The sequence below is a fragment of the Stutzerimonas stutzeri genome (assembly GCF_038561965.1).
Classification (GTDB): Bacteria; Pseudomonadota; Gammaproteobacteria; order Pseudomonadales; family Pseudomonadaceae; genus Stutzerimonas; species Stutzerimonas stutzeri_AA.
In genome coordinates, this window is sequence record NZ_CP139348.1 from 1,650,178 (window position 1) to 1,670,998 (window position 20,821).

The following is a 20,821-nucleotide window of genomic DNA, read 5'->3' on the forward strand; positions in this document are numbered from 1 at the left end:
GCTGCTGAGCAGATCGACGGTTCGGCTGAAGCCAGGGCTACCGGCAGCGCTTTCGGGGGATATCAGCGTCCGCTCGGATGTGTTCGAGCCGACAGTTGAGTCTCGATGGCGGGTTTGTCTATGACTGAATGGACCTCGATGATCTTCTGGTCGCTGAACCCGTAGAAGACGTTCTCCGCGAACGAGACCTTCCGCCCGTCGACGTCCAGGTCGAGAAAGCGAGCTGCTGGCGAGCAGTTGAATCGCAGACGACACGCGACTCGCGGAGGCTCGCTGACCAGCAACTCGATGTTGAAGTGCAGGTCGGGAATGGTTGCGTAATCGTTTTCCAGCATCCGTCGATAGCCAGCCAAGCCAAGGCGGCTGCCGTTGTGACGTACATCGTCATGCACGAAGCGCCCAAGATTCGACCAGTCCCTGGCATTGAGGCAGGCGATGTAGGCTCGATAGATACCGGCCAGTTCTGGTGGCGTCATGGGCGGATCCTCGTTTACATGAGCCGAGCGGCCGGCCTGTTTGGCAGTGTGCAGGCGCGCATCGTTTATCGGGTCAGCCATGGCGGAGGCTTCAGCGTGTGCGAAGTCGAGCACCGCCGTAGGCCCCGGCCAGAAACAGCAGCGACCCGATCAGCAGGAACCCCACGCCCACGGCCAGCAGCGGACTGGGCGGCAAGAACACGAGCAGGTACAGCGCCTGCCCGAAGACGACACCCAGATACAGCGCCCAGAGTGGTCCCGGCACGATGAAGCCCGACAGCACGCCAGCCACAAACAAGGCTCCACTGTAGTACAGGCCGCCCGCATCCCATGGTTCAGCCTGACCGCTGAGCCAGGGCGACAGAGCCCAGATGCCGGCACCCGCGAGCGTGGCGATCCGCAGGGCTTGTAGCACCGGCTGGAGGCTATGGCGCATCGGGCGCGGCCCGCCTGGAGTACCAAGCGTGGATCAGCCCGGCCTGATAGAACAAAACCGGGTTGGCAAAGCCGCCGGCTTCGATGATGGCTGCGACCTGCTCGCGAGGCAGCACTGCAACGTCACGGGCGTAGGCCGCGCGCATCTGCTCCAGGCCCGCCGCCGGGATGCCCGCTATCACCATCATGTTCAGCCAGGTTTCGAGCAGGGCTTCGTAGTGAGGTGAGCAAACATCCGATGCCAAATCCGAGCTCGCCAGTAATGCGTCCGGACCAAGCCGGGCAGCAATGGCGCGAAAGAAGTCAGCGCGGGCGTCGCGCTCCAGAATGAACTGTGAAACCAGAAAGCACGTCGCTGCATCGAAGGCGGCTTGCTCGGGCAGTGATTGCAGATACCCTTCGTGGAAATGGCAGCGCTCGGCATAGCCGCCTTTGATCGCCTTGTCGCGGCACACCGCTAACATCGGCCCTGAAGGCTCGACGGCGGTGAAGGTCCAGCCAGGGAAGCGCTTGGCCAGATAGGCGATTTCCTCGCCAGTGCCTGCGCCAATGCACAGAACCCGAGCGTTGGCTGGGAGCTCTGCAAACACCGCTTCGAGAAGGAAATGCAGGGCATCGCGAATCGGCGCAGTTCTGGCCCAGCGCTCGTCGTAGCTGGACGCCTGTTGATCGAAGATGTCTTTGATCTCATCGCTGCGCATAGTGGCTTCCCGAGTGGAGGGGTGTTTGATCGGTGCTTCGCCCCCGCGAGTGTGTGAAGCGAGAGTAGACCCTGGAGCTTGGCGAGCTTAATCAGTGTGCGGGCAGAATGCCTTTGGCCCGCAGTGCATCCAGTGCAATACGCTGGCGCAGTGGCAGGTCCGCGGCGCCGCGGGTGTCGAGATTCAAGGCGAACAGCCAGGTATTCGCGCCGCGCTCGACGTAACCGATATACCAGCCAATGCCGGGCGTGCTGCGGTTGGTCCAGCCGGTTTTGGCATACAGCCGGTAATCCGTTGCCGTCTCGGCGAGCATTACGGCTTTCAATGTGTCGTAGCTGCTGGCCCGGTACGGCAGGCTGCGCTCGACGACACGTTTGAGCAGGCCTATTTGTTGCTCGGCGCTGATGGTCAGCGAGCCATCCAGCCAGAACTCGGTGCCGTTGAAGGGTTGTTGCAACCGCCCGTAGCGCGCCCGGTGAATATGAGCGGGATAGCTTGCCGCCCCTACGCGCTGCGCCAGCCATTGATAGCACCAGACGCAGCTGACTTTGAATGCGCTTTTCAACGTCTGGTCGCGGTTCCAATCCTCGATCTCGTAACGGGTGTTATCCCACGGGATGATCTCGTCCGCGCCGGCGATGGCACCTTCCTCCAGCGCGACCAGCGTGTTCAGCACCTTGAAGGTGGATGCAGCGGTGAACGGCTGCTTCGCTCGGGCGTCGTTGTGAAGGTAGCGCTGCCCGGTTTGAGCCGATTCGATCACCAATGTCCCATCAACGCCCGCTTGTTCGAATAGCCGAGCAATATCGGCATCTTCCGCATGAGTGACGCCGGAAAGGCCGATGAGCAGAAGCGACAACAACAGGTAGGGCATGGCGGATTACCGGGGCATTGGAGCATGAGGCGGCGCTCAAGAATAAGGTGGCGGTGGTTGATCGTCCGTGTTCTGCCGCCGCGCAGTTGAGGTCGGTGAAAACCGTCAGCCGCAATGTCCGTATGCGCGGTTGCATTCGGTGCTTGGCTGTTCTTATAGTTCCGCCGGCATTTTTGCAGGGCCTGGTCCGTGCCGCGCGCGGCGTGCCAGACCTTCAGCGCACTGGTGAGAGTCCATGATCGAAATAAGCAACCTGACCAAGCGTTTTGCCCAGCACACGGCTGTAGATGACCTGTCGTTCCAGGTGCAGCGTGGAGAGGTGCTGGGGTTTCTCGGCCCGAATGGTGCGGGCAAATCTACCACCATGAAGATGCTGACCGGCTTTCTCGCGCCGACCTCCGGCACTGCCAGCATTCTCGGTCACGACATCCAGACTCAGAGATTGCAGGCTCAGCGACAGATTGGCTATCTGCCCGAGGGTGCGCCGTGCTATGGCGACATGACGGTGCGCGGCTTTCTCGAGTTTATCGCCGAGGTACGTGGCTTTCGCGGTGCGGACAAGCATCAGCGCGTCGAAGCCGCAGTGGCGCAGGTGGAGCTGGAGCAGGTGCTCGGACAGTCCATCGAAACCTTGTCCAAGGGCTTCAAGCGTCGCGTCGGCCTGGCGCAGGCGATCCTGCATGATCCCAAGGTGCTGATTCTCGACGAACCCACCGACGGCCTCGATCCAAACCAGAAACACCAGGTACGACAACTGATCCAGGGGCTGGCGCAGGACAAGATCGTCATCATTTCCACGCACATTCTCGAAGAGGTGAGCGCCGTCTGCACCCGCGCAGTGGTGATCGCCCACGGCAAACTGGTGGCCGACGGCACGCCGTTGGAGCTGGAAAGCCGTTCGAAGTATCACCAGGCAGTCACCCTGGTCAGTGATGCTCCGCTTGATGACCTGGCGCTGGCAGCGCTGCCCGGTGTTTCGGGTGTCGAGGCCAACGAGCGCGAGCACAGCCTGACCGTACTGGCGCAGCCTGGGCAGGTGATCTTCCCGCAGGTCAATGCACTGATCAGCCAGCAGGGCTGGGTAGTCAAGGAGCTGGACGTGGAGCGCGGCCGGCTGGACGAGGTGTTCCGTAACCTGACCCGTGGGGAGTCGCTATGACCCAGTTGCCGGTTATCTTCAAACGTGAGTTGGGCAGCTACTTCGCCACGCCGCTCGCTTATGTATTTATCGTGATCTTTCTGGTGCTGTCGGGGGTGTTTACCTTCTACCTGGGCGGTTTTTACGAGCGCGGCCAGGCCGACTTGACGCCGTTCTTCAGCTTCCATACCTGGCTTTATCTGTTCCTGGTGCCGGCGATTGCCATGCGCCTGTGGGCCGAGGAGCGCAAGTCGGGTTCGATCGAGTTGCTGATGACGTTGCCGATCACCCGTTTCGAAGCGGTTGGCGGCAAGTTTCTCGCCGCCTGGGTGTTCGCCGGAATTGCCCTGCTGCTGACCTTTCCGATGGTCATTACCGTCAACTACCTGGGCGAGCCGGACAACGGCGTGATCGCCGCGGGCTATCTTGGCAGCTGGTTGCTGGCCGGCGCGTTTCTGGCGATCGGTTCGTGCATGTCGGCACTGGCGAAGAATCAGGTGATCGCCTTCATCCTCTCGGTTGCGGTGTGCTTCCTGTTCATCGTCAGCGGCCTGCCGATGGTACTGGATGCCCTGGCCTGGGCGCCGCAGTGGCTGATCGATGCGGTGGCCTCGCTGAGCTTCCTGATCCGTTTCGATTCCATTAGCAAGGGTGTGATCGACCTGCGTGACCTGCTGTATTTCGTCACGCTGATCGTCGCCTGGCTGGCGGCTACCGCCGTGGTCGTCGATCTGAAAAAAGCCGCCTGAGGGAACAGATATGAAACGAGTCATCTATTCCGGCGCCGGGCTGCTACTGATTGCGCTGGCCTTCCTGGTGTTCAACGGTCTATCCGGCATGCTGTTCACCAATGCGCGGCTCGATCTGACCGAACAGAAGCTCTATACGATCTCCGAAGGCACCGAGCGCATTCTTGACGGTTTGCAAACCCCCATCGAGCTGCACTTTTTCTATTCGGACGGTACCGCCAAGGAGCTGGTCGCGTTGCGTAACTACGCTCGTCGCGTCGAGGAGATGCTCCGGGCCTATCAGCGGGCCTCTGGCGGCAAGCTCAAGCTGCATGTGATCGACCCGCAGCCGTTCTCCGAGGAAGAGGACCGCGCAGCCGAATTCGGCCTGCAAGCGGTGCCGCTCAACCAAAGCGGCGACAAGGTCTACTTCGGCCTGGCCGGCACCAATGCCGAGGGCAGCACGCAGATCATTCCGTTCTTCCCGCTGGATCAGGAAGAGTTTCTCGAGTACGAAATAAGCCGTCTGGTGCAGGGCCTGGCGGCCGGAGAACTGCCGGTGGTCGGGGTGCTGTCCGGATTGCAGCTGACCGGCGGCTTCGACATGCGTACCCAACAGGCGACGCCACCGTGGATGCTGTTGGAGGAGGTCCGCCAGCTGTTCCATATCGAGAGCTTGCGTCGCGACGTCGACATGATCCCGACCAATGTGTCGGTGCTGCTGCTGATCCACCCGAAGGATCTGCCGGAGCAGACGCTATATGCCATCGACCAGTTCGTGTTGCGTGGCGGCAAGCTGCTGGCGTTCGTCGATCCGCATAGCGAGGTTGACCCCGGTATGGGCATTGGCCCGGGCGAGTTCGGGGAGGAGCGCGCGTCTGACCTCGAACCGCTGTTCAAGGCCTGGGGCGTGCGCATGGTGCCGCAGCGTGCGCTGGTCGACGCCGCCTACGCCATGTCGGTGGGCGTGGGCGCCGATCGTCGGCCGGTTCGCCACGCAGGCTGGTTGAGCCTGCCGCGAGACGCGCTGGACCAGGATGACGTGACCACCGCTGGGTTGGAAAACATCACCATCGCCAGCGCTGGCATGCTTGAGGCATTGGAAGGTGCGACCACGCGCTTCACACCGCTGCTTACGAGCTCCGATTACGCCATGCCGGTGGATGCCGAGCGCTTTGCAACCCTGGACAACCCGGAAACGCTGCTGCTCGACCTCAAGCCGACCGGTGAGCGCTATACCCTGGCTGCACGAATCCAGGGTACGGCCAAAACCGCGTTCCCGAATGGCATCGAAGGGCGCGAGAAGGGCATTCAGGAAAGCCAGAACATCAACGTCATCGCCGTCGCCGATACCGACCTGCTGAGTGATCGTATGTGGGTGCAGGTGCAGGACTTCTTCGGGCAGCGCATCCCGCAGCCGTGGGCGGACAACGGGGCGTTCGTGATCAACGCGCTGGACAATCTGTCTGGCACCGATGCGCTGATCAGCGTGCGCTCCCGCGGTCGCTTCACCCGCCCGTTCGTCGTGGTGGAAGCCCTGCAGCGTCAGGCCGAGAACCGCTTCCGCGAGAAGGAGGAGGTGTTGCAGCAGCGTCTGGCCGATACCGAGCAGCAGCTGGCCGAGCTGCAGAATCCGGATCCGGAGCAGGCTCTGGAACTGACCGCAGAGCAGGAGCAGACGCTGCGCCAGTTCATGCAGGAGAAGGTGCGGATTCGCAAGGAACTGCGCGAGGTACGCTACCAGCTCAACGCCGACATCGAGGCGCTGGGGCGTACGCTCAAGTTTGCCAACATTGCCTTGGTGCCATTGGCGCTGACGCTGGGCGTGTTGGCGTTGTGGCTGTGGCGCCGCCGTCGGAGCCGGAGCGTCTGATGAAAAGTGCCTGTCCCGACGCTAATCGGGGCAGGCGCAGGGGCACAAACGCCTATGGAAAAAAGAGGCTGACAGCCAAATTCGTTGTTTTATACTCCGGCTACGGTCGCGTTCGAGTCGCATTTGCGCTGGAGCCGAATGCGCGAAAGCATGGCCGTCGACCCCTCTTCCGAGGAATAACAAAAAGCGAGTTGGAGAAGTGGTAATGGCTGAGCGCGAGACCGGAACCGTCAAGTGGTTCAACGATGCAAAAGGCTATGGATTCATTCAGCGGGGTAATGGCGCCGACGTGTTCGTGCATTACCGCGCCATCCGGGGCGACGGCCACCGCTCGCTGGCCGAAGGGCAGCAGGTGGAGTTTTCGGTGACCCAGGGCCAGAAGGGCCTGCAGGCCGAAGACGTCGCCGGCGTCTGACTCCGGTCGCAGAAGTACAAAGCCCGTCTTGATGACGGGCTTTTTTTTTGAGTTTGGCGGCAGGGGCTTTCGGTGGGCTTTAGCCCACCATGGACCTCAGTCCGGTGATTCGGGGAATGGTGTTTTACGCCCTTGATGCGATCAACCCGTACGCCAGACGATTTCCTCTTCGCCGTCATCGCTGATGCGGATCCAGCGGTCGGCCACCTCAACGGCTTCCTCTTCCTGCCAGCCGCCCGGCGCGCAGCGGATTTCCACGCCTAGCGCCTGATACGCCGCGCGGGCGCAAGTGAGGTCATCGTCCCAAGGGGTGGCGTCGCTTTCCAGCAGCAGGCAATGCCATTTGCCTACCGCTTTCGGCAGCCAGGTCACCGGAATGCCGCCGGCGCTGCATTTGAACGTCTGGCCTTTCTGTTGCCAGGCGGAGCAGGAGCCAATGGCCTGGGCCAGCCACTCGCCGACGGCTTGCTGGCTGGCATCCCTGAGGTAGATCTCGATATCGGGTTGACGCATGGGCGACTGCCTTATGTGGTGGAGCGGGGTTCTTCAATCGTCGGCAAAACATACGAACGCTAGGGTGTGCGTTCGATCCAGTCGTAGCGTATCGCAACCCGCACGCTCAGGTGGCTTTCGATCACTGCGGCACGGCGCTCGGCGCTGGCACGCCAGCCATGCGGAGTCATCGCCAGCAGGTCGGCACGGGCTTGGGCATCGTCCAGTTGCAGCTCGTAGCTGAGGGTTTCGCTATGTGCCAGCCGCATGCCGTCGGGAATCAGCGACAGGTGCTTCTCGTCGTCGTAGTCGCGAATCTCATCGTAGAGCCGTCCGCGCAACTCCCACAGGTGCTCTCGGGTCGGCCCCATTCGCAGCAGCCCACCGCCCGAAGGCAGCAGGCGCTTTGCTTCTTGCCAATCGAGCGGGCTGAACACGCTGGCCAGCAGCTCACAGCTGGCATCGGCCAGCGGAACACGCGCCATACTCGCGACCAGCCATTCCAGCTGCGGAGCGCGCTTGCAGGCGCGCTTGATCGCCTCGCGGGAGATGTCCAGCGCATAGCCTTCGGCGTCCGGCAGCGCTTCGGCGAGCTGCGCGGTGTAGTAGCCCTCGCCGCAGCCAATATCGAGCCAGCGCTGCGGTGCGCGCTCGGCGGCCAACTCGGCCAAGCGCCGGGCCAGCGGCGCGTAATGGCCACCGTCGAGAAAGCGTCTGCGAGCCTCGACCATGGCCTGGTTGTCGCCGGGGTCGCGGCTGTTCTTGTGTTGCACGGGGAGCAGGTTCAGGTAGCCCTGACGCGCACGGTCGAAACGGTGATTGGCCGGACAGGCCACCCCGTTGTCGACCGCACTCAGTGGCGCCTGGCAGATCGGGCAAATCAGCATGCGAGCAGGTTCACCAGAGTCTGGTAGTAGATCTCGGTCAGCAGATCGAGATCACTGGCGAGGATGTGCTCGTCGACCTGATGAATGGTCGCGTTGACCGGACCAAGCTCGACCACCTGGGTACCGAGAGTGGCTATGAAGCGCCCATCCGAAGTGCCGCCGCTGGTGGACGGCTTGGTCTCGCGGCCGGTGACGCTGCGGATCGCCTTGGCTACGCCGTCGAGCAGCGCGCCGGGCTCGGTGAGGAAGGGCAGGCCGGACAGCGCCCAATCGACACTCCAATCCAGACCGTGCTTGTCGAGAATCGCGGCGGTGCGCTGCTTGAGCTGCTCGACGGTGGATTCGGTGGAGAAGCGAAAATTGAACACCGCCTCCAGCGTGCCGGGAATCACGTTGGTCGCGCCGGTGCCGGCATTAAGATTGGATATCTGGAAGCTGGTAGGCGGGAAGAAGGCATTACCGTCGTCCCAGTGCTCGGCGGCCAGTTCTGCCAGGGCTGGCGCGGCCAGGTGGATCGGGTTCTTTGCCAGATGCGGATAGGCGACGTGGCCTTGCTGGCCGCGTACGGTCAGTGTGCCGCCCAGCGAGCCGCGCCGACCATTCTTCACTACGTCACCCACCAGCGAGGTGCTCGAAGGCTCGCCGACGATGCACCAGTCCAGGCGCTGGCCACGTTCGCGCAGGCGCTCGACCACGGCCTTGGTGCCGTAGTGCGCCGGACCTTCTTCATCACTGGTGATGAGAAAGGCGATCTGCCCCTTGTGCTGAGGATGGTCGGCAGTAAAACGCTCCACCGCGACGACCATTGCCGCCAAGCTGCCCTTCATATCCGCCGCACCACGGCCGTGGAGCATGCCGCGCTCGTCAATACGGGCGGCGAATGGCGGGTTCTGCCACGCCTGCAGCGGGCCGGTAGGGACCACATCGGTGTGGCCGGCGAAGCACAACACCGGGCCTTCGGTACCGCGAGTGGCCCAGAAATTCTCCACGTCCTCGATATGCATCGGCTCGATGGCAAAGCCGCAGGCCGCCAGGCGCTGACTCATCAGCTGCTGGCAGCCTTCGTCCAGCGGTGTGACCGAGGGGCGGTTGATCAGCTCGCAGGCGAGTTCGAGCGTCGGGGAAAGGGCTGGGGCGGTCATCACGGCTCCGGTGCGGCGGGGAAAGGGCGCCATATTAAAGCAAAGCCGTGGCCTCGGTGACGGCCGGATGCAGTGGTCGCCGCGCGGCTAGGTCTTATAATCGCCAGGTTTTTTCCGGGGAGTCGGCATGTCTATCGATGATCAGCGTTTCGGCGGCATTGCCCGTCTGTATGGCCGCGTCGGCCTTGAGCGGCTGGCGGCTGCGCATGTGGCGGTGGTTGGCATCGGTGGTGTCGGCTCGTGGGCCGCCGAGGCGCTGGCACGCAGTGGCGTCGGCGAGATCAGTCTGTTCGACCTGGATGATGTGTGCATCACCAATACCAACCGGCAGATTCACGCCCTTGCTGGCGCCGTGGGCAAGCCCAAGGTCGATGAGATGGCTGCGCGCATTCGCGCCATCAATCCAGCCTGCCGCGTGCATGCGGTGGCGGATTTCGTCACCCGCGACACCATGGCCGAGTACATCACCGAAGACATGGATTGCGTCATCGACTGCATCGACAGTGTGCCGGCCAAGGCGGCGCTGATCGCCTGGTGCAAGCGCCGCAAGATCCAGATCATCACCACCGGAGGTGCCGGCGGGCAAGTCGATCCGACGCAAATCCAGGTCACCGATCTGAACAAGACCTTCAATGATCCGCTGGCGGCCAAGGTGCGCTCGCTGTTGCGTCGCGAATACAACTTCTCGCGCACGCCGGGGCGCACCTACAGCGTGCCGTGCGTGTTCTCCACCGAGCAGCTGCGTTATCCGAAGCCGGACGGCGGAGTCTGTCAGAGCAAGAGCTTCGTCGGCGAAGGGGTCAAGCTCGACTGCGCCGGTGGCTTCGGTGCGGTCACCATGGTCACTGCGAGTTTCGGCATGGTCGCTGCGGCAAAGGCCGTCGACAAACTGGTCGCCGGAGCCCGTCGCCCCAGCGAGCGTAAGGCGAACGGCTGAGTGCGACGGGCACTCAGCCGCTCTATGACGCGCGTCGAAGAATAGTTCCGCTGTCACAAAAGCTTTACACATCAGCCATTTGGCTGACATACACGGTCGCCAAGATTCCCCCGAACACAAAGAGCCCATCTCGAGTGTTTCCGACGCTAAACATAAAGGGGAATTTTGATGATCCGTAAGCACTTCGCCGGTTTCGCTGCCAGCGCCCTGGCTCTGGCCGTTACCGCCCAGGCTTTCGCCGGCACCGTCACCACCGACGGCGCCGATATCGTTGTCAAGACCAAGGGTGGCCTGGAAGTCGCCACGACGGACAAACAGTTCAGCTTCAAGGTAGGCGGCCGCCTGCAGGCCGACTACAGCCAGTTCGACGGCTTCTACACCGTTAACGGCGACAGCGCCGATGCTGCCTACTTCCGCCGTGCCTTCATCGAGATCGGTGGCGTTGCGTTCACCGATTGGAAATATCAGTTCAACTACGACCTGTCGCACAACGCCGGCAGCAGCGAAGACGGTTACTGGGATGAAGCTTCGATCCAGTACTCCGGTTTCAGCCCGGTCAACATCAAGGTCGGTCGCTTCGACCCTGACTTCGGTCTGGAAAAAGCCACCAGCTCCAAGTGGGTCACCGCTCCTGAGCGTAACGCCGCGTACGATCTGGTCGACTGGACCAACGGCCACCAGAACGGCCTGGGGATTCAGGTCAACGGTACTGCCGGGCCATCCCTGTACGGTTCCCTCGGTCTGCATGCCAAGGATCAGAACGACGTCGACGGCGATAGCGTCAAGCAATTCAACGTGCGTGGCGTTTTCGCCCCGATGCACGAAGCCGGCAACGTGCTGCATCTGGGCGTGAACTTCGCCCAGCGTGACCTCGATGACGTCGGCGGTCTGGATACCCGTATCCGCAGCCGCCTGGGCATGCGCGGCGTATCCACCTCCGGTGGCAATGACGCTGGCACCAACGGCAACCGTCTGTTGCTGGGCGGCGCCAACAACCAACTTGCCGGATCCTACGGCGACGACACCGCCTGGGGTCTGGAAGCGGCATGGGCCATGGGCCCGCTGTCGATCCAGGGTGAATACATCAAGCGTGAGCTGGATGCCGATTCCAGTGCCAATGAAGACATCGAAGCCAAGGGCTATTACGCCCAGATCGCCTACACCCTCACCGGTGAAGCGCGGGACTACAAGCTGGGTCGTTTCGATGCCATCAAGCCGAGCAACAAGCAGACCGGTGCCTGGGAAGTCTTCTACCGCTACGACTACATCGAAGGTGATGACGACACCGTTGGCACCACTGCCAGCAGTACCGTCGAAGGCAAGGTGCACAACGTCGGTCTGAACTGGTACGCCAATGACAACGTTCGCGTGACTGGCGCCTACGTCAAAGCCAAGGTCGACAACCAGCAGAACGCTGATGGCGATGACTCTGGTGACGGCATTGTGTTGCGTGCCCAGTACGTGTTCTAAACATCACCCTCATCCGTGATGCTCCATTGAGCCCCGCCTAGGCGGGGCTTTTTTTCGTCCGCGTGACAGGCCAGACTGCGCGCATGCCTATTCAGACCGTACACCGCCTCGCCGAACTCGCGCCCGCTGCATGGGACGCCTTGCTGACCGACTCCCAGCCCTTTCTTCGTCACGCATTCCTCTCATCGCTGGAAGACAGCGGCAGCGTCGGCGGGCGCAGCGGCTGGCAGCCGGCCCATGTTGTGTTGCGCGACGAACAGGGCGCGTTGCAGGCGGCATTGCCGCTTTATCGCAAGAACCACTCCTACGGTGAATACGTGTTCGACTGGGCCTGGGCGGATGCCTGCCAGCGGGCCGGCATCGGCTACTACCCCAAGCTGCTCTGCGCAGTGCCTTTTACCCCGGTCACCGGCGGCCGCCTGCTGGGTGACGTGCAAGCGGCAGCCGAGCTGCTCGATGTGCTGACCGATGGGTTGGAGACGCAAGGGCTGTCGAGCCTGCACGTGAACTTCACCGAACCACAGGCCGATCAGTTACTGGCGGGGCGAGATGGTTGGCTGGAGCGCATTGGCTGCCAATTTCATTGGCACAACCGTGGTTATCGCGACTTTCAGGATTTTCTCGATGCGCTGACCTCGCGCAAGCGCAAGCAGCTGCGCAAGGAGCGTGAGCAGGTGGCTGGACAGGGCATCACGTTCGACTGGCGTGAAGGGCATCAGCTCAGCGAGGCGGAATGGGATTTCGTCTATGCCTGCTACGCCAACACCTATCAGGTTCGCGGCCAGGCGCCGTATCTGACCCGACAGTTCTTCAGCCTGTTGGCCGAGCGCATGCCGCAGGCAGTCCGTGTGGTCCTGGCCCTGCAAGGCCCACGGCCAGTGGCCATGGCCTTCAGCCTGTGCAACGAGTACGGCTTGTACGGCCGCTACTGGGGCTGCCTGGCGGAGTTCGATCGGCTGCACTTCGAGACCTGTTTCTATCAGGGCATTGACCAGGCCATCGCCGGCGGACTGCAGCGTTTCGATGCCGGTGCGCAGGGTGAGCACAAGCTCATTCGCGGTTTCGAGCCGGTCATCACCCGTTCTTGGCATTATCTGCAGCATCCCGGCTTGCGCGCGGCAGTGACGGATTTCCTGCAGCAGGAGCGGGTGGGCGTGCTGGCATATGCAGAGGCGGCGCGCGAGGCGCTGCCGTATCGGCAGGCCGGCGATTAGCCGGCTGGGGCAAGACTTACCGGCGCTGCCGGGGGACCGGCGGTGTTTGCCTGGTCCCGCTATCGCTAGTACGTGTTTTCAATGGGCTGTCAGCTCTGGTCGAACGCAGCGCGTAGCGGTTCACTCGTGTGACGCGGCGCTGTTTTCCTCGTGAATCCGCAGCATTCTCTCCAGCTCGCTGCGCAATAGCGGGTCCTGGCAGCCAGGCAGATACTCGCGCAGCTTGCGAATCACCCACAGCTGGCCTTTGTCGACGAAGGGCAGGCGCTCGTCCAGTGACTGGATGGACATCGCCTTGCCGTAGAAGGCGCCGGTGTCCTTGTTGGGCTCAAGACCCAGGTGCTGCAGGCAGTTGAGCAGCAGCTTGCAACTCTCGATTTCTCCCTGGCGGATCTGCTCGAGCAGCTGCCGTTGCTCCACGGTGCATCGCTGCTGCAAGGAATCACCGGCTACCTTGGCGCCGGCGCGCTCGGCACTGAGCAGGTCTTGCAGCAGTTGGGCTTCGCCTTCCGGTGTGTTCAGCGGGCTTTGTGGGCTAGTCATGTCGCGATCTCCTGTCGGTTGAGGGTTTCGCTCGATGGCGGCGCCTGGTAAGTGCCGCCGTAAATGAGAAGGGCCGGCGAACCGGCCCCTCGGGGATCAGAGTTTTTTCGCGGTGATGATCTTCACCGGCGTCAGCGGGACGTTCTGCATCATGGCGCGATTGGCGGTAGGTACCTGGGCGATCTGGTCGACTACGTCCATGCCGCGCACGACCTTGGCGAACACTGCGTAGCCGAAGTCGCGGCTGCCGTTGTCGAGAAAATCGTTGTCGCGATGGTTGATGAAGAACTGGCTGGTCGCCGAGTTCACGTTCTGTGTGCGAGCCATGGCGACAGTGCCGCGCACGTTGTGCAGGCCGTTGTCCGCCTCGTTCTTGATCGGCGCCTTGGTGGGCTTCTGGTTCAGACCTTCGCCGAAGCCGCCGCCCTGGACCATGAAGCCCGGGATGACGCGGTGGAATACGGTGCCGTCATAAAATCCGCTTTCCACGTAGCCGATGAAGTTCTCGACGCTGATCGGCGCCTTTTCTGCTTCGAGCTCCAGCTCGATCTCACCCAGGCTGGTGGTCAGCAGCACGCGAGGGTTTTCCGCGGCGAACAAATTGCCGGTCAGCAGAATGGTACAGGCGGCGAGGGCGATGCGTTTCAACATGATGGATTTCCTGATGTTGGGGAAGCTGTCAGCCGGCCAGAGGGGTGGCCTGCCCGGCATCGTACGTCTTGATCAGCTCGATGAGAATCCGGGTAGCCGGCCCGAGCGGTTTGTCGTGGTTAGTGTAGAGATAGAAAGAGGGGCGGCGAATGCTGCCTTGGACCAATGGCAGCGGCTTGAGCACGCCTTCGGCCAGCTCGCGGCCGATCAGGTGGCGTGGCAGCCAGGCGAAGCCCAGGCCGCTGCTGACGAACGCCACCGAAGTTGCCAGGCTGCCGACTGTCCAGCGTTGCTCTGCTCCCAGCCATCCGGCATCGCGCGGTTGGCGCAGGCCGGTGTCGCGCACCACGATCTGCATCTGGCCCTGCAGATCCTGGACGCTGAGTTTGCGTCCCAGCTGATGGAGCGCGTGATCAGCATGGGCGACGGCGACGAACTCCACGGTGCTGAGTTCGCTGCCCAGATAACCGGTAATGTCCAGGCCGCTGATCGCCAGGTCCGCGGTGCCGTCTTTCAGTACCTCCTCGACGCCGGAGAGCACTTCCTCGCGCAGGCGAATCCTGCAGCCGCGGCTCTTCGGCATGAACTCACTGAGGGCTTGGATCAGTTTGGCGCTCGGGTAGGCTGCATCGACCACTAGCCGCACTTCGGCTTCCCAGCCCTGTTCCATGTGATGCGCCAGTTCCTCCAGCTGGCTGGCCTGGGTAACCAGCTGCCGGGAGCGTCGTAGAAGTACTTCGCCCGCTTCGGTCAGCACCGCTTTGCGGCCATCGATACGCAGCAGCGGCACGCCGAGCTGTTCCTGCATGCGCGCCACGGTATAGCTGACCGAGGATTGCGACCGATGCAGTGCTTCGGCCGCCTGAGCAAAGCCGCCGTGATCGATGACCGCCTGCAGAGTGCGCCACTGATCGAGGGTCACACGGGGCACTTTCATTCCTTCGCTTCCTTTAGGGTCTGTTACGCTGGCCGCTCCATCGAGGAGCCCACGTCAAATGAAAACAATCGGTTACCTGCTCTTTGCCCTGTTACCGCTTACCGCCAACGCGACGACTTATCCAATAGATGTCGATCAGCAGCTCAACGGCGCGGATATCAATGTCACTCCGCAGGCCATCGACCGCGACCTGGCGGCGTTGCTGCTGCTCAATTACGGGGAAACGGCCGCGGTGTGCACGGCGGTATTCCAGAATGGTCCGGAAGCGCCCCGTACCCGGCGCACGGAAGTGCAGCCGGGTGAGCGAAAGGCGCTGACGTCGAAGTTCAAGCGCGACGTGATCCGCCTTCGCGTCAAGCTGACCTGCGAGCCACAATAAGCGCACAGCCATGCCGCCGCCGGAGTAATTGCTGAGCGGCGCGCTGTGGGGTCAATCCAGAATGTTCTCCAGAATCTCGTAGACGATGCCCGTTGCGATGGCGACTAGGATCACGTCGCGGCCAATCTGTTTCCACTCGTAGCCGTCATAGCGCGGCAGACGACCCAGCAGGCGGCTGTCCATCTTCTTGGCAATACCCGGAGGTAGCGGTTTACCCCGTGCCAGATTCTTCTGGATTCCCGGCGGCAAAGAGGCTGCTGGCGCCAACAGGTCGCGATGGTTGCGCAGGGTGATACGGACGGCTCCGAGATCGACCGCCGGCTCGTGGTGGCGATAAGTCTGTTGCGATTTGGACGGGTATCCATCGCCGCGGTCGGCCTTGCCCTTGTTGCCGGGATGATCGTTGTTCGGCTGTGCCGCACCTGTGATGGCGTACAGCGCCAGTGAAAGTGTGCTGGCCAGCAGCGCTACTCGCTTCTTTGAGATCATGTGAACCTCCTGGGCATTAAGCCGCTTCGCTTTTCTCAGCTTAGCCTGTGTTTTCCGCGGAAAACATGCCGGCTGTTACAGAACGCGCCTTTGCCCTGCATACGGGTTAACCTATGCCATCGTTTTTTTCGACCTCCGAGGTAGTTCCCTTGTTTGACCAATTCGCCCTGCACGAACGCCTGCTCAAGGCCGTCGCCGAACTCAAATTCGTCGAGCCGACCCCGGTGCAGGTGGCGGCGATCCCGCCGGCGCTGGAAGGGCGTGACCTGCGCGTGACGGCACAGACCGGCAGCGGCAAGACGGCTGCGTTTGTCCTGCCGATGCTCAATCGACTGATCGGCGATGCCGTGGTGCGCACCGACGTACGCGCGCTGATTCTGCTTCCGACCCGGGAACTGGCGCAGCAGACGCTCAAAGAGGTCGAGCGCTTTTCGCAGTTCACCTTCATCAAGTCGGCAATGATCACCGGCGGCGAAGATTTCAAGGTTCAGGCCGCTGTAATGCGTAAGGTGCCGGATATCCTCATCGGTACACCGGGCCGGATGATCGAGCACCTGAACGCCGGTACGCTGATTCTCAAGGACGTAGAGATGCTGATCCTCGATGAAGCCGACCGCATGCTCGACATGGGCTTCGCCGAGGACGTGCAGCGTCTTGTGGGCGAGTGCGCCAAGCGTCAGCAGACGCTGCTGTTCTCGGCGACCAGCGGCGGCGCCGCGCTGCGGGAAATGACCGCCAGCGTGTTGCGCGACCCGCTGCACCTGCAGCTCAACCGTGTCAGCGAACTCAACGAAGGCACCCGCCAGCAGATCATTACCGCCGAGAACACCGAGCATAAGGAAAAGCTGGTGCACTGGCTGCTCGCCAACGAAACCTACAAGAAGGCGGTCATCTTCACCAACACCCGCGTGCAGGCTGACCGCCTGTATGGGCGCCTGGTGGCCGAAGGCGTGAAGGCGTTCGTGCTGCACGGTGACAAGGACCAGAAGGACCGCAAGCTGGCTATCGACCGGGTCAAGGAAGGCGGCGTCAAGGTGCTGGTTGCGACCGATGTCGCGGCCCGCGGCTTGGACATCGAAGGCCTGGATCTGGTGATCAACTTCGATATGCCGCGCTCCGGCGACGAATACGTGCACCGCATCGGTCGTACCGGGCGCGCTGGCGCCGAGGGGCTGGCGATCTCGCTGATCTGCCACAACGACTGGAACCTGATGTCGAGCATCGAGCGCTACCTCAAGCAGCGCTTCGAGCATCGGGTGGTCAAGGGCCTGAAGGGTAGCTACATGGGGCCGAAGAACCTCAAGGCCTCCGGTAAGGCGGCCGGCCCGAAGAAGAAAAAGGACGACAAGAAGAAAGATGACAAGAAGAAGGCCAAGCCCACCGCCAAGCGTCCCAAGAACGCCAAGCGAGAAGCCCCATCACCGGTGGTGAGTCAAGACGGCATGGCGCCGCTCAAGCGCAAGAAGCCGACGGCCGAGTGACCGCCGACCGGCTGGCTCAGCGTTGCGTTTCGGCCGGCGGAATGTCGGCCTTGCGCTCGGCTTTTTCGATCTGCTTCAGGCGTTTGTCGTAGGCCTCGCACTCGTCGCCCAGTTGGTCGGCGGTGCGTTTGGCTTCCATCTGGCGAATCTCTTCGTTTATTTCCTTGGCGCGATGCGGATCGCTCTCAGTGAGCTCATTGACGCGCTGGGCCAGCTGCTCGGCCTTGGCGTTCACCTCGTCGGTGGTGCAGGCCGCGTGCACGGCAGGGCTGGCCAGCAGGGCGGCGGTCAGGGTGATCGTCAGCATTTTCATGGCTTGTTCCTCGCTCAGTCGGTCTGAACGGTGGATCACAGCGCAGCCGCTTTAGTTCAGCGGCGAACCCCGTGGCACCGGAAACGGTCGGTATGCACAGGCGCCTCGTTTCTGGGGCGTGCAAACGTCACGGGAGAATGGCCATGAGCTACAACTGGGATCTGATCCAGCGCCTGCTTCACGAAGTGCAAACTAGCGGTAACGACAGCTTCAAGCCGCGCCGCTATGCCGAGGAGCATGCCGCGCAGATGGAAAGTGACGGTCAGCCAATGCCCAATCTGGACAGCCTGCGCGCCGAGGCGGCCGATTACGAGAGCCTGCTTTTCGAAGGCGGCTTCATCGTGGCGCGACCTGAAGAGCAGGGCGGCAATGGCGAGAATTTCGTCCTCACCGAGCGTGGCACACGCTTGCTGGCGATCCTCGATAACCAGCAGGATGTAGGGCAGCGTCAACGCCTGGCCGACAAGGGCGAAGCGGCCTTGGTGCCGGAGGTGTTCGATGAGATGGCCGCCGGCCGTGCTTGATCTGCTTACAGACGAAAGCCATCGACGATATAACCGGCGAGCGTTTCGCTGACGGGCGACTGCTGCTGCGGATTGCGCAGCAGCACGATGCTGCTCTGCGGCAGCCGAGGTAGCCCTTCCGCTTCGCCGAGTATCTGCAGCTCTGCAGGGATCAGGCTCTGCAGTTGCGCAGTCAGCGCCAGGCCAGCGCCGACCACGGCCATGATCGCCGAAAGGCTGGGGCTGGTGTAGGCGATCCGGTATTCGATCTCCCTTGCATCCAATGCGTTGCACACCCAGGCGCGGCAGAAACAATCGGTGTTGAACGTGGCCAGCGGCAAGGGGCGATGCTCGTGCAGATTGAAGCCCGGGGCGGCCGCCCAGACAACGTGTTCCTGGCGCAGTAGCTGGCCGATCTCGGTGCCTGGCTCGCGCGTCACGATGCTCAGGTCCAGGTCGCGCCGCTGCAACAGCTGGCTCGATGGTTCGCAATGCACCTCGACCTGCACCAGCGGATACGCCTGGGCGAAGCGCGCAAGAATTCCGGGCAGAAAGCGCATGACGTAGTCATCCGGCGTGCCGATGCGCACGGCGCCAACCATGTGCGGCTGGCGTAGCGTGGTCATCACCTCACCGTGCAGCTTGAGAATCCGCCGTGCGTAGCCCAGCAGTATCTGTCCCTCGGCCGTAAGCCTGACTTGTCGGCCATTGCGCTCGAATAGTGGGCGCTGCAACACGTCCTCTTCCAGGCGCTTCATCTGCATGCTTACGGCCGACTGGGTGCGGTTCACCGCAGCCGCGGCGCGGGTAAAGCCGCCATGATCGGCAATGGCGACAAAGCTGCGTAGTAGCTCGGTATCGATATTCGGGAAGTTGGCCATTCATCAATCCTCGAGATGCATGGCATCAGGAACATTCGTTGGATTGATCTTAAACCCGGCGTGAGACTGGCGGCAATCCAACAGGAGGGTGCCGTGATGAATACGCAGAAACTGGCTTCGCACAGGTTCCATTTACCCAAGGCAGCACACGCGTCTGTGGCCGCATTGTTTTCCCGGACGTGGCGAACGCTGCAGCGCTGGAACCAATTGGCGCGTCAACGGCGACAACTGGCGAGCCTCAGTGACGAGATGCTCAAGGACATCGGTCGCAGCCGCGCTGATATCGAACGGGAAGTGAACAGGCCGTTCTGGGATGAACCAGCGCAGCGCTGATCAGTGCCCCAGTAGCAACTTCTGTACGCCCAGCGACAGGCTTACGATTACCAGCATCAGCGCGAACAGCCGTTGCAGCAGGCTGCTGTTGAGGTACTGCGCCAGGTGATTGCCTGCCAGCACGCCGATGGCACCGCCGAGCGCCAGCCCGCCGAGCAGCGGCAGCGGTGGTTCGGCGTCGGTGAGGTAGAGTAGGAAACCGCCGCCGCTGACTACGGCGATTACTGCCATCGACGTGGCCATGGCGCTTAGCAGTGACAACGAGGTGAACCAGAGCAGCGCCGGCACGATGAGGAAACCACCGCCAACACCCATCAGCCCGGACAACAGGCCGACGCCTACGCCGATACCCAGCAGCGCCAGTTGATGGTCGTCGACGTTCTCCTTCGCCGGCAGGCTGGCGCCGCGCCACATGCGCCACGCCGACCACAGCACCAGCAGGCAGAAACCGATGATCAGCCCGCGTTCCGGAATGAACTGCCCAAGCCATTGACCGGCCGCATTGCCCGGCAGGCCGCATATGGCCAGCAGCATGACCGGGCGCCAGGCGACCTGGCCGAGGCGCGCACGGGGAATCGCTCCGATCAGTGCAGACATGGCGACCGCGCCGAGGCTGACACCAATGGCATCACGCAGAGGCAGGTGCAGGCTGAGCAGCAGCGGCAGCGCAACCAGCGAGCCACCGGCACCGGTCAGTCCGAGCAGCAGCCCGAGTACCAGGCCGATGCCCAGTGCTTCCAGCAGTAGTATGTCCATCAGGCGTAAATGCCAATCGGGCCGGCGGGTAGGTTGTTTGGTATCGCCGGGTTCAATTCGATGCTCCGTCTGTCAGCAGGATCGCCATTCATGACGTTGGTACGTTCACGCCAGCGCGTGTTCCCAACCATGCGCAGCGAACCGAGACGGTATCACGCCATCATCGCCACGGAGCGAGGCGGGTCAGGGCGTCAGGGGACGGCTGAGGGTGAAGGCGCCACGCAGTTCGCCCTCGCGGAAACCCCGCGCCTGGTCCTGCGGATAATGTTGGTCGAGCAGGCTCAGCAGCTCTGGTTTGATCTTCTCGCCGTGACAGCCCAGGCAGGGTTCCGCGGTGCCGATGGCTTGCATGTAACGGTACTGACCATCGACGACCTCGGCGTGCTTGATCTGCTGTATCGGCTCGCCGGCCGCGGCGCGCTGGGCGAACTGTTGCAGCACCGAACGCTCCCAGGCGTCCGGGGCGTTGTCCGGGTTACGTAGCTTGAGCGCCGTACGAACGACTTTCCAGGGCGCCTGGCTGTGCTGCTCGGCGATGCTTGGCGCGAGCGATTGGCAGGCTTCGACTGCCTTGGCCGGGCCGCCGTCGGCCACTGCCTGTTTCACCGTACCGAGCAATTGCTGCTGGAACGGCGGGATCAAACCGGCGGCTTCGTTGCGCAATTGTTCGCTATCCGGCGCGGAACCTGCGTCGGCGCCGAGTGCGAACAAGCCAAGGGCAAGTAGGGACAGTGGTTTCATAGGATCTCCGCATGCTCATTTGTATAGGGGGG

26 protein-coding genes are annotated in these 20,821 nt (G+C 62.5%); 11 read left to right on the forward strand and 15 right to left on the reverse strand.

Annotated elements, in window-relative coordinates; translation table 11 throughout:
- Positions 1–62: 62 nt before the first annotated feature.
- The 4 genes from SM130_RS07560 to blaOXA form a co-directional block, all read right to left on the reverse strand.
- Positions 63–476 (reverse strand): ester cyclase, encoded by a 414-nt coding sequence (locus SM130_RS07560; protein ID WP_102823882.1) that lies wholly within the window; start codon positions 474–476, stop codon positions 63–65.
- 91 nt (positions 477–567) lie between these two features.
- Complete coding sequence (locus SM130_RS07565; protein WP_102823497.1) at positions 568–912, reverse strand: hypothetical protein; 345 nt, start codon at positions 910–912, stop codon at positions 568–570.
- Positions 902–1,612 carry a class I SAM-dependent methyltransferase gene (locus SM130_RS07570; RefSeq protein ID WP_102823498.1) on the reverse strand — a complete coding sequence of 237 codons (711 nt, stop codon included), beginning with the start codon at positions 1,610–1,612 and terminating at the stop codon, positions 902–904. Before SM130_RS07570 ends, SM130_RS07565 begins: the two co-directional genes overlap by 11 nt.
- Before the next feature lie 91 nt (positions 1,613–1,703).
- Positions 1,704–2,486: a class D beta-lactamase gene (blaOXA, locus tag SM130_RS07575; protein WP_102823499.1), complete on the reverse strand. Its 783-nt coding sequence runs from the start codon at positions 2,484–2,486 to the stop codon at positions 1,704–1,706.
- 235 nt (positions 2,487–2,721) lie between these two features.
- Between blaOXA and SM130_RS07580 the strand changes: the two genes are divergently transcribed.
- The 4 genes from SM130_RS07580 to SM130_RS07595 all read left to right on the forward strand — a co-directional run bounded on the left by SM130_RS07580 (position 2,722) and on the right by SM130_RS07595 (position 6,640).
- A complete protein-coding gene (locus tag SM130_RS07580) occupies positions 2,722–3,645 on the forward strand; it encodes an ABC transporter ATP-binding protein (RefSeq protein WP_102823500.1) in 924 nt (307 codons plus the stop codon).
- Positions 3,642–4,373, forward strand: a complete 732-nt coding sequence (locus tag SM130_RS07585; RefSeq protein WP_102823501.1) for an ABC transporter permease subunit — start codon at positions 3,642–3,644, stop codon at positions 4,371–4,373. Before SM130_RS07580 ends, SM130_RS07585 begins: the two co-directional genes overlap by 4 nt.
- A 10-nt stretch (positions 4,374–4,383) precedes the next feature.
- The gene (locus SM130_RS07590; protein ID WP_102823502.1) at positions 4,384–6,225 is read left to right on the forward strand and encodes a GldG family protein; all 1,842 of its coding nucleotides are present in this window, start codon (positions 4,384–4,386) and stop codon (positions 6,223–6,225) included.
- Between the two features lie 205 nt (positions 6,226–6,430).
- A complete protein-coding gene (locus SM130_RS07595) occupies positions 6,431–6,640 on the forward strand; it encodes a cold-shock protein (protein ID WP_003283763.1) in 210 nt (69 codons plus the stop codon).
- Between the two features lie 141 nt (positions 6,641–6,781).
- Here SM130_RS07595 and SM130_RS07600 read toward each other — a convergent pair whose 3' ends face one another.
- Genes SM130_RS07600 through dapE form a run of 3 tightly spaced genes read right to left on the reverse strand, consistent with a single transcriptional unit; the run spans position 6,782 to position 9,161 of the window.
- Positions 6,782–7,153 (reverse strand): hypothetical protein, encoded by a 372-nt coding sequence (locus SM130_RS07600; RefSeq protein ID WP_102823503.1) that lies wholly within the window; start codon positions 7,151–7,153, stop codon positions 6,782–6,784.
- A 59-nt stretch (positions 7,154–7,212) separates the two neighbouring features.
- The gene (locus SM130_RS07605; RefSeq protein WP_102823504.1) at positions 7,213–8,019 is read right to left on the reverse strand and encodes a putative RNA methyltransferase; all 807 of its coding nucleotides are present in this window, start codon (positions 8,017–8,019) and stop codon (positions 7,213–7,215) included.
- Positions 8,013–9,161 (reverse strand): succinyl-diaminopimelate desuccinylase, encoded by a 1,149-nt coding sequence (dapE, locus tag SM130_RS07610; RefSeq protein WP_102823505.1) that lies wholly within the window; start codon positions 9,159–9,161, stop codon positions 8,013–8,015. Before dapE ends, SM130_RS07605 begins: the two co-directional genes overlap by 7 nt.
- A gap of 127 nt (positions 9,162–9,288) precedes the next feature.
- Between dapE and tcdA the strand changes: the two genes are divergently transcribed.
- The 3 genes from tcdA to SM130_RS07625 all read left to right on the forward strand — a co-directional run bounded on the left by tcdA (position 9,289) and on the right by SM130_RS07625 (position 12,782).
- Positions 9,289–10,098 carry a tRNA cyclic N6-threonylcarbamoyladenosine(37) synthase TcdA gene (tcdA, locus tag SM130_RS07615; protein ID WP_102823506.1) on the forward strand — a complete coding sequence of 270 codons (810 nt, stop codon included), beginning with the start codon at positions 9,289–9,291 and terminating at the stop codon, positions 10,096–10,098.
- A 168-nt stretch (positions 10,099–10,266) separates the two neighbouring features.
- A complete protein-coding gene (locus SM130_RS07620) occupies positions 10,267–11,568 on the forward strand; it encodes an OprO/OprP family phosphate-selective porin (protein WP_102823507.1) in 1,302 nt (433 codons plus the stop codon).
- Positions 11,569–11,651: 83 nt separating this feature from the next.
- A complete protein-coding gene (locus SM130_RS07625) occupies positions 11,652–12,782 on the forward strand; it encodes a GNAT family N-acetyltransferase (RefSeq protein ID WP_102823883.1) in 1,131 nt (376 codons plus the stop codon).
- Positions 12,783–12,902: 120 nt separating this feature from the next.
- On the opposite strand, the gene SM130_RS07630 is transcribed toward SM130_RS07625, so the two are convergent.
- From SM130_RS07630 to SM130_RS07640, 3 genes are all read right to left on the reverse strand, one after another.
- On the reverse strand, positions 12,903–13,325 hold the full coding sequence (locus SM130_RS07630) for a DUF6306 domain-containing protein (protein ID WP_102823508.1): 423 nt from the start codon (positions 13,323–13,325) through the stop codon (positions 12,903–12,905).
- Between the two features lie 96 nt (positions 13,326–13,421).
- Positions 13,422–13,976, reverse strand: a complete 555-nt coding sequence (locus tag SM130_RS07635) for a peptidylprolyl isomerase (RefSeq protein WP_102823509.1) — start codon at positions 13,974–13,976, stop codon at positions 13,422–13,424.
- A gap of 28 nt (positions 13,977–14,004) precedes the next feature.
- Positions 14,005–14,913, reverse strand: coding sequence for a LysR family transcriptional regulator (locus SM130_RS07640; RefSeq protein WP_102823510.1), 909 nt, complete (start codon positions 14,911–14,913; stop codon positions 14,005–14,007).
- 58 nt (positions 14,914–14,971) lie between these two features.
- On the opposite strand from SM130_RS07640, the gene SM130_RS07645 reads away from it, so the two are divergent.
- Positions 14,972–15,292 carry a 3-phosphoglycerate kinase gene (locus tag SM130_RS07645; RefSeq protein WP_102823511.1) on the forward strand — a complete coding sequence of 107 codons (321 nt, stop codon included), beginning with the start codon at positions 14,972–14,974 and terminating at the stop codon, positions 15,290–15,292.
- 51 nt (positions 15,293–15,343) lie between these two features.
- Here SM130_RS07645 and SM130_RS07650 read toward each other — a convergent pair whose 3' ends face one another.
- On the reverse strand, positions 15,344–15,781 hold the full coding sequence (locus SM130_RS07650) for an anti-virulence regulator CigR family protein (protein WP_102823512.1): 438 nt from the start codon (positions 15,779–15,781) through the stop codon (positions 15,344–15,346).
- Between the two features lie 149 nt (positions 15,782–15,930).
- On the opposite strand from SM130_RS07650, the gene SM130_RS07655 reads away from it, so the two are divergent.
- Positions 15,931–17,262, forward strand: a complete 1,332-nt coding sequence (locus tag SM130_RS07655; RefSeq protein WP_102823884.1) for a DEAD/DEAH box helicase — start codon at positions 15,931–15,933, stop codon at positions 17,260–17,262.
- A gap of 16 nt (positions 17,263–17,278) precedes the next feature.
- Here the strand turns inward: SM130_RS07655 and SM130_RS07660 are convergent, their stop codons facing one another.
- A complete protein-coding gene (locus SM130_RS07660) occupies positions 17,279–17,575 on the reverse strand; it encodes a hypothetical protein (RefSeq protein ID WP_102823513.1) in 297 nt (98 codons plus the stop codon).
- Between the two features lie 143 nt (positions 17,576–17,718).
- Here SM130_RS07660 and SM130_RS07665 point away from each other — a divergent pair, with 143 nt between their 5' ends.
- Complete coding sequence (locus tag SM130_RS07665; protein WP_102823514.1) at positions 17,719–18,099, forward strand: transcriptional regulator; 381 nt, start codon at positions 17,719–17,721, stop codon at positions 18,097–18,099.
- Positions 18,100–18,104: 5 nt separating this feature from the next.
- Here the strand turns inward: SM130_RS07665 and SM130_RS07670 are convergent, their stop codons facing one another.
- On the reverse strand, positions 18,105–18,959 hold the full coding sequence (locus tag SM130_RS07670; protein ID WP_102823515.1) for a LysR substrate-binding domain-containing protein: 855 nt from the start codon (positions 18,957–18,959) through the stop codon (positions 18,105–18,107).
- A gap of 96 nt (positions 18,960–19,055) precedes the next feature.
- Here SM130_RS07670 and SM130_RS07675 point away from each other — a divergent pair, with 96 nt between their 5' ends.
- Positions 19,056–19,292: a DUF1127 domain-containing protein gene (locus SM130_RS07675; protein WP_102823885.1), complete on the forward strand. Its 237-nt coding sequence runs from the start codon at positions 19,056–19,058 to the stop codon at positions 19,290–19,292.
- Here SM130_RS07675 and SM130_RS07680 read toward each other — a convergent pair whose 3' ends face one another.
- Both SM130_RS07680 and SM130_RS07685 read right to left on the reverse strand, forming a co-directional pair.
- Positions 19,293–20,048, reverse strand: a complete 756-nt coding sequence (locus SM130_RS07680) for a sulfite exporter TauE/SafE family protein (RefSeq protein ID WP_102823516.1) — start codon at positions 20,046–20,048, stop codon at positions 19,293–19,295.
- Between the two features lie 183 nt (positions 20,049–20,231).
- Positions 20,232–20,789 carry a Tll0287-like domain-containing protein gene (locus SM130_RS07685; protein WP_102823517.1) on the reverse strand — a complete coding sequence of 186 codons (558 nt, stop codon included), beginning with the start codon at positions 20,787–20,789 and terminating at the stop codon, positions 20,232–20,234.
- Between the last annotated feature and the right edge of the window lie 32 nt (positions 20,790–20,821).

Bases quoted from the DNA above. Each gene is read 5' to 3' on its own strand.
- SM130_RS07620 (WP_102823507.1), top strand. From the start codon at position 10,267: ATGATCCGTAAGCACTTCGCCGGTTTCGCTGCCAGCGCCCTGGCTCTG.
- SM130_RS07680 (WP_102823516.1), bottom strand. From the start codon at position 20,048: ATGGACATACTACTGCTGGAAGCACTGGGCATCGGCCTGGTACTCGGG.
- SM130_RS07645 (WP_102823511.1), top strand. From the start codon at position 14,972: ATGAAAACAATCGGTTACCTGCTCTTTGCCCTGTTACCGCTTACCGCC.
- SM130_RS07635 (WP_102823509.1), bottom strand. From the start codon at position 13,976: ATGTTGAAACGCATCGCCCTCGCCGCCTGTACCATTCTGCTGACCGGC.
- SM130_RS07665 (WP_102823514.1), top strand. From the start codon at position 17,719: ATGAGCTACAACTGGGATCTGATCCAGCGCCTGCTTCACGAAGTGCAA.
- SM130_RS07625 (WP_102823883.1), top strand. From the start codon at position 11,652: ATGCCTATTCAGACCGTACACCGCCTCGCCGAACTCGCGCCCGCTGCA.
- SM130_RS07640 (WP_102823510.1), bottom strand. From the start codon at position 14,913: ATGAAAGTGCCCCGTGTGACCCTCGATCAGTGGCGCACTCTGCAGGCG.
- SM130_RS07605 (WP_102823504.1), bottom strand. From the start codon at position 8,019: ATGCTGATTTGCCCGATCTGCCAGGCGCCACTGAGTGCGGTCGACAAC.
- SM130_RS07560 (WP_102823882.1), bottom strand. From the start codon at position 476: ATGACGCCACCAGAACTGGCCGGTATCTATCGAGCCTACATCGCCTGC.
- tcdA (WP_102823506.1), top strand. From the start codon at position 9,289: ATGTCTATCGATGATCAGCGTTTCGGCGGCATTGCCCGTCTGTATGGC.
- SM130_RS07595 (WP_003283763.1), top strand. From the start codon at position 6,431: ATGGCTGAGCGCGAGACCGGAACCGTCAAGTGGTTCAACGATGCAAAA.
- SM130_RS07580 (WP_102823500.1), top strand. From the start codon at position 2,722: ATGATCGAAATAAGCAACCTGACCAAGCGTTTTGCCCAGCACACGGCT.
- SM130_RS07565 (WP_102823497.1), bottom strand. From the start codon at position 912: ATGCGCCATAGCCTCCAGCCGGTGCTACAAGCCCTGCGGATCGCCACG.
- SM130_RS07600 (WP_102823503.1), bottom strand. From the start codon at position 7,153: ATGCGTCAACCCGATATCGAGATCTACCTCAGGGATGCCAGCCAGCAA.
- SM130_RS07675 (WP_102823885.1), top strand. From the start codon at position 19,056: ATGAATACGCAGAAACTGGCTTCGCACAGGTTCCATTTACCCAAGGCA.
- SM130_RS07685 (WP_102823517.1), bottom strand. From the start codon at position 20,789: ATGAAACCACTGTCCCTACTTGCCCTTGGCTTGTTCGCACTCGGCGCC.
- SM130_RS07670 (WP_102823515.1), bottom strand. From the start codon at position 18,959: ATGGCCAACTTCCCGAATATCGATACCGAGCTACTACGCAGCTTTGTC.
- SM130_RS07650 (WP_102823512.1), bottom strand. From the start codon at position 15,781: ATGATCTCAAAGAAGCGAGTAGCGCTGCTGGCCAGCACACTTTCACTG.
- SM130_RS07630 (WP_102823508.1), bottom strand. From the start codon at position 13,325: ATGACTAGCCCACAAAGCCCGCTGAACACACCGGAAGGCGAAGCCCAA.
- dapE (WP_102823505.1), bottom strand. From the start codon at position 9,161: ATGACCGCCCCAGCCCTTTCCCCGACGCTCGAACTCGCCTGCGAGCTG.
- blaOXA (WP_102823499.1), bottom strand. From the start codon at position 2,486: ATGCCCTACCTGTTGTTGTCGCTTCTGCTCATCGGCCTTTCCGGCGTC.
- SM130_RS07585 (WP_102823501.1), top strand. From the start codon at position 3,642: ATGACCCAGTTGCCGGTTATCTTCAAACGTGAGTTGGGCAGCTACTTC.
- SM130_RS07660 (WP_102823513.1), bottom strand. From the start codon at position 17,575: ATGAAAATGCTGACGATCACCCTGACCGCCGCCCTGCTGGCCAGCCCT.
- SM130_RS07570 (WP_102823498.1), bottom strand. From the start codon at position 1,612: ATGCGCAGCGATGAGATCAAAGACATCTTCGATCAACAGGCGTCCAGC.
- SM130_RS07590 (WP_102823502.1), top strand. From the start codon at position 4,384: ATGAAACGAGTCATCTATTCCGGCGCCGGGCTGCTACTGATTGCGCTG.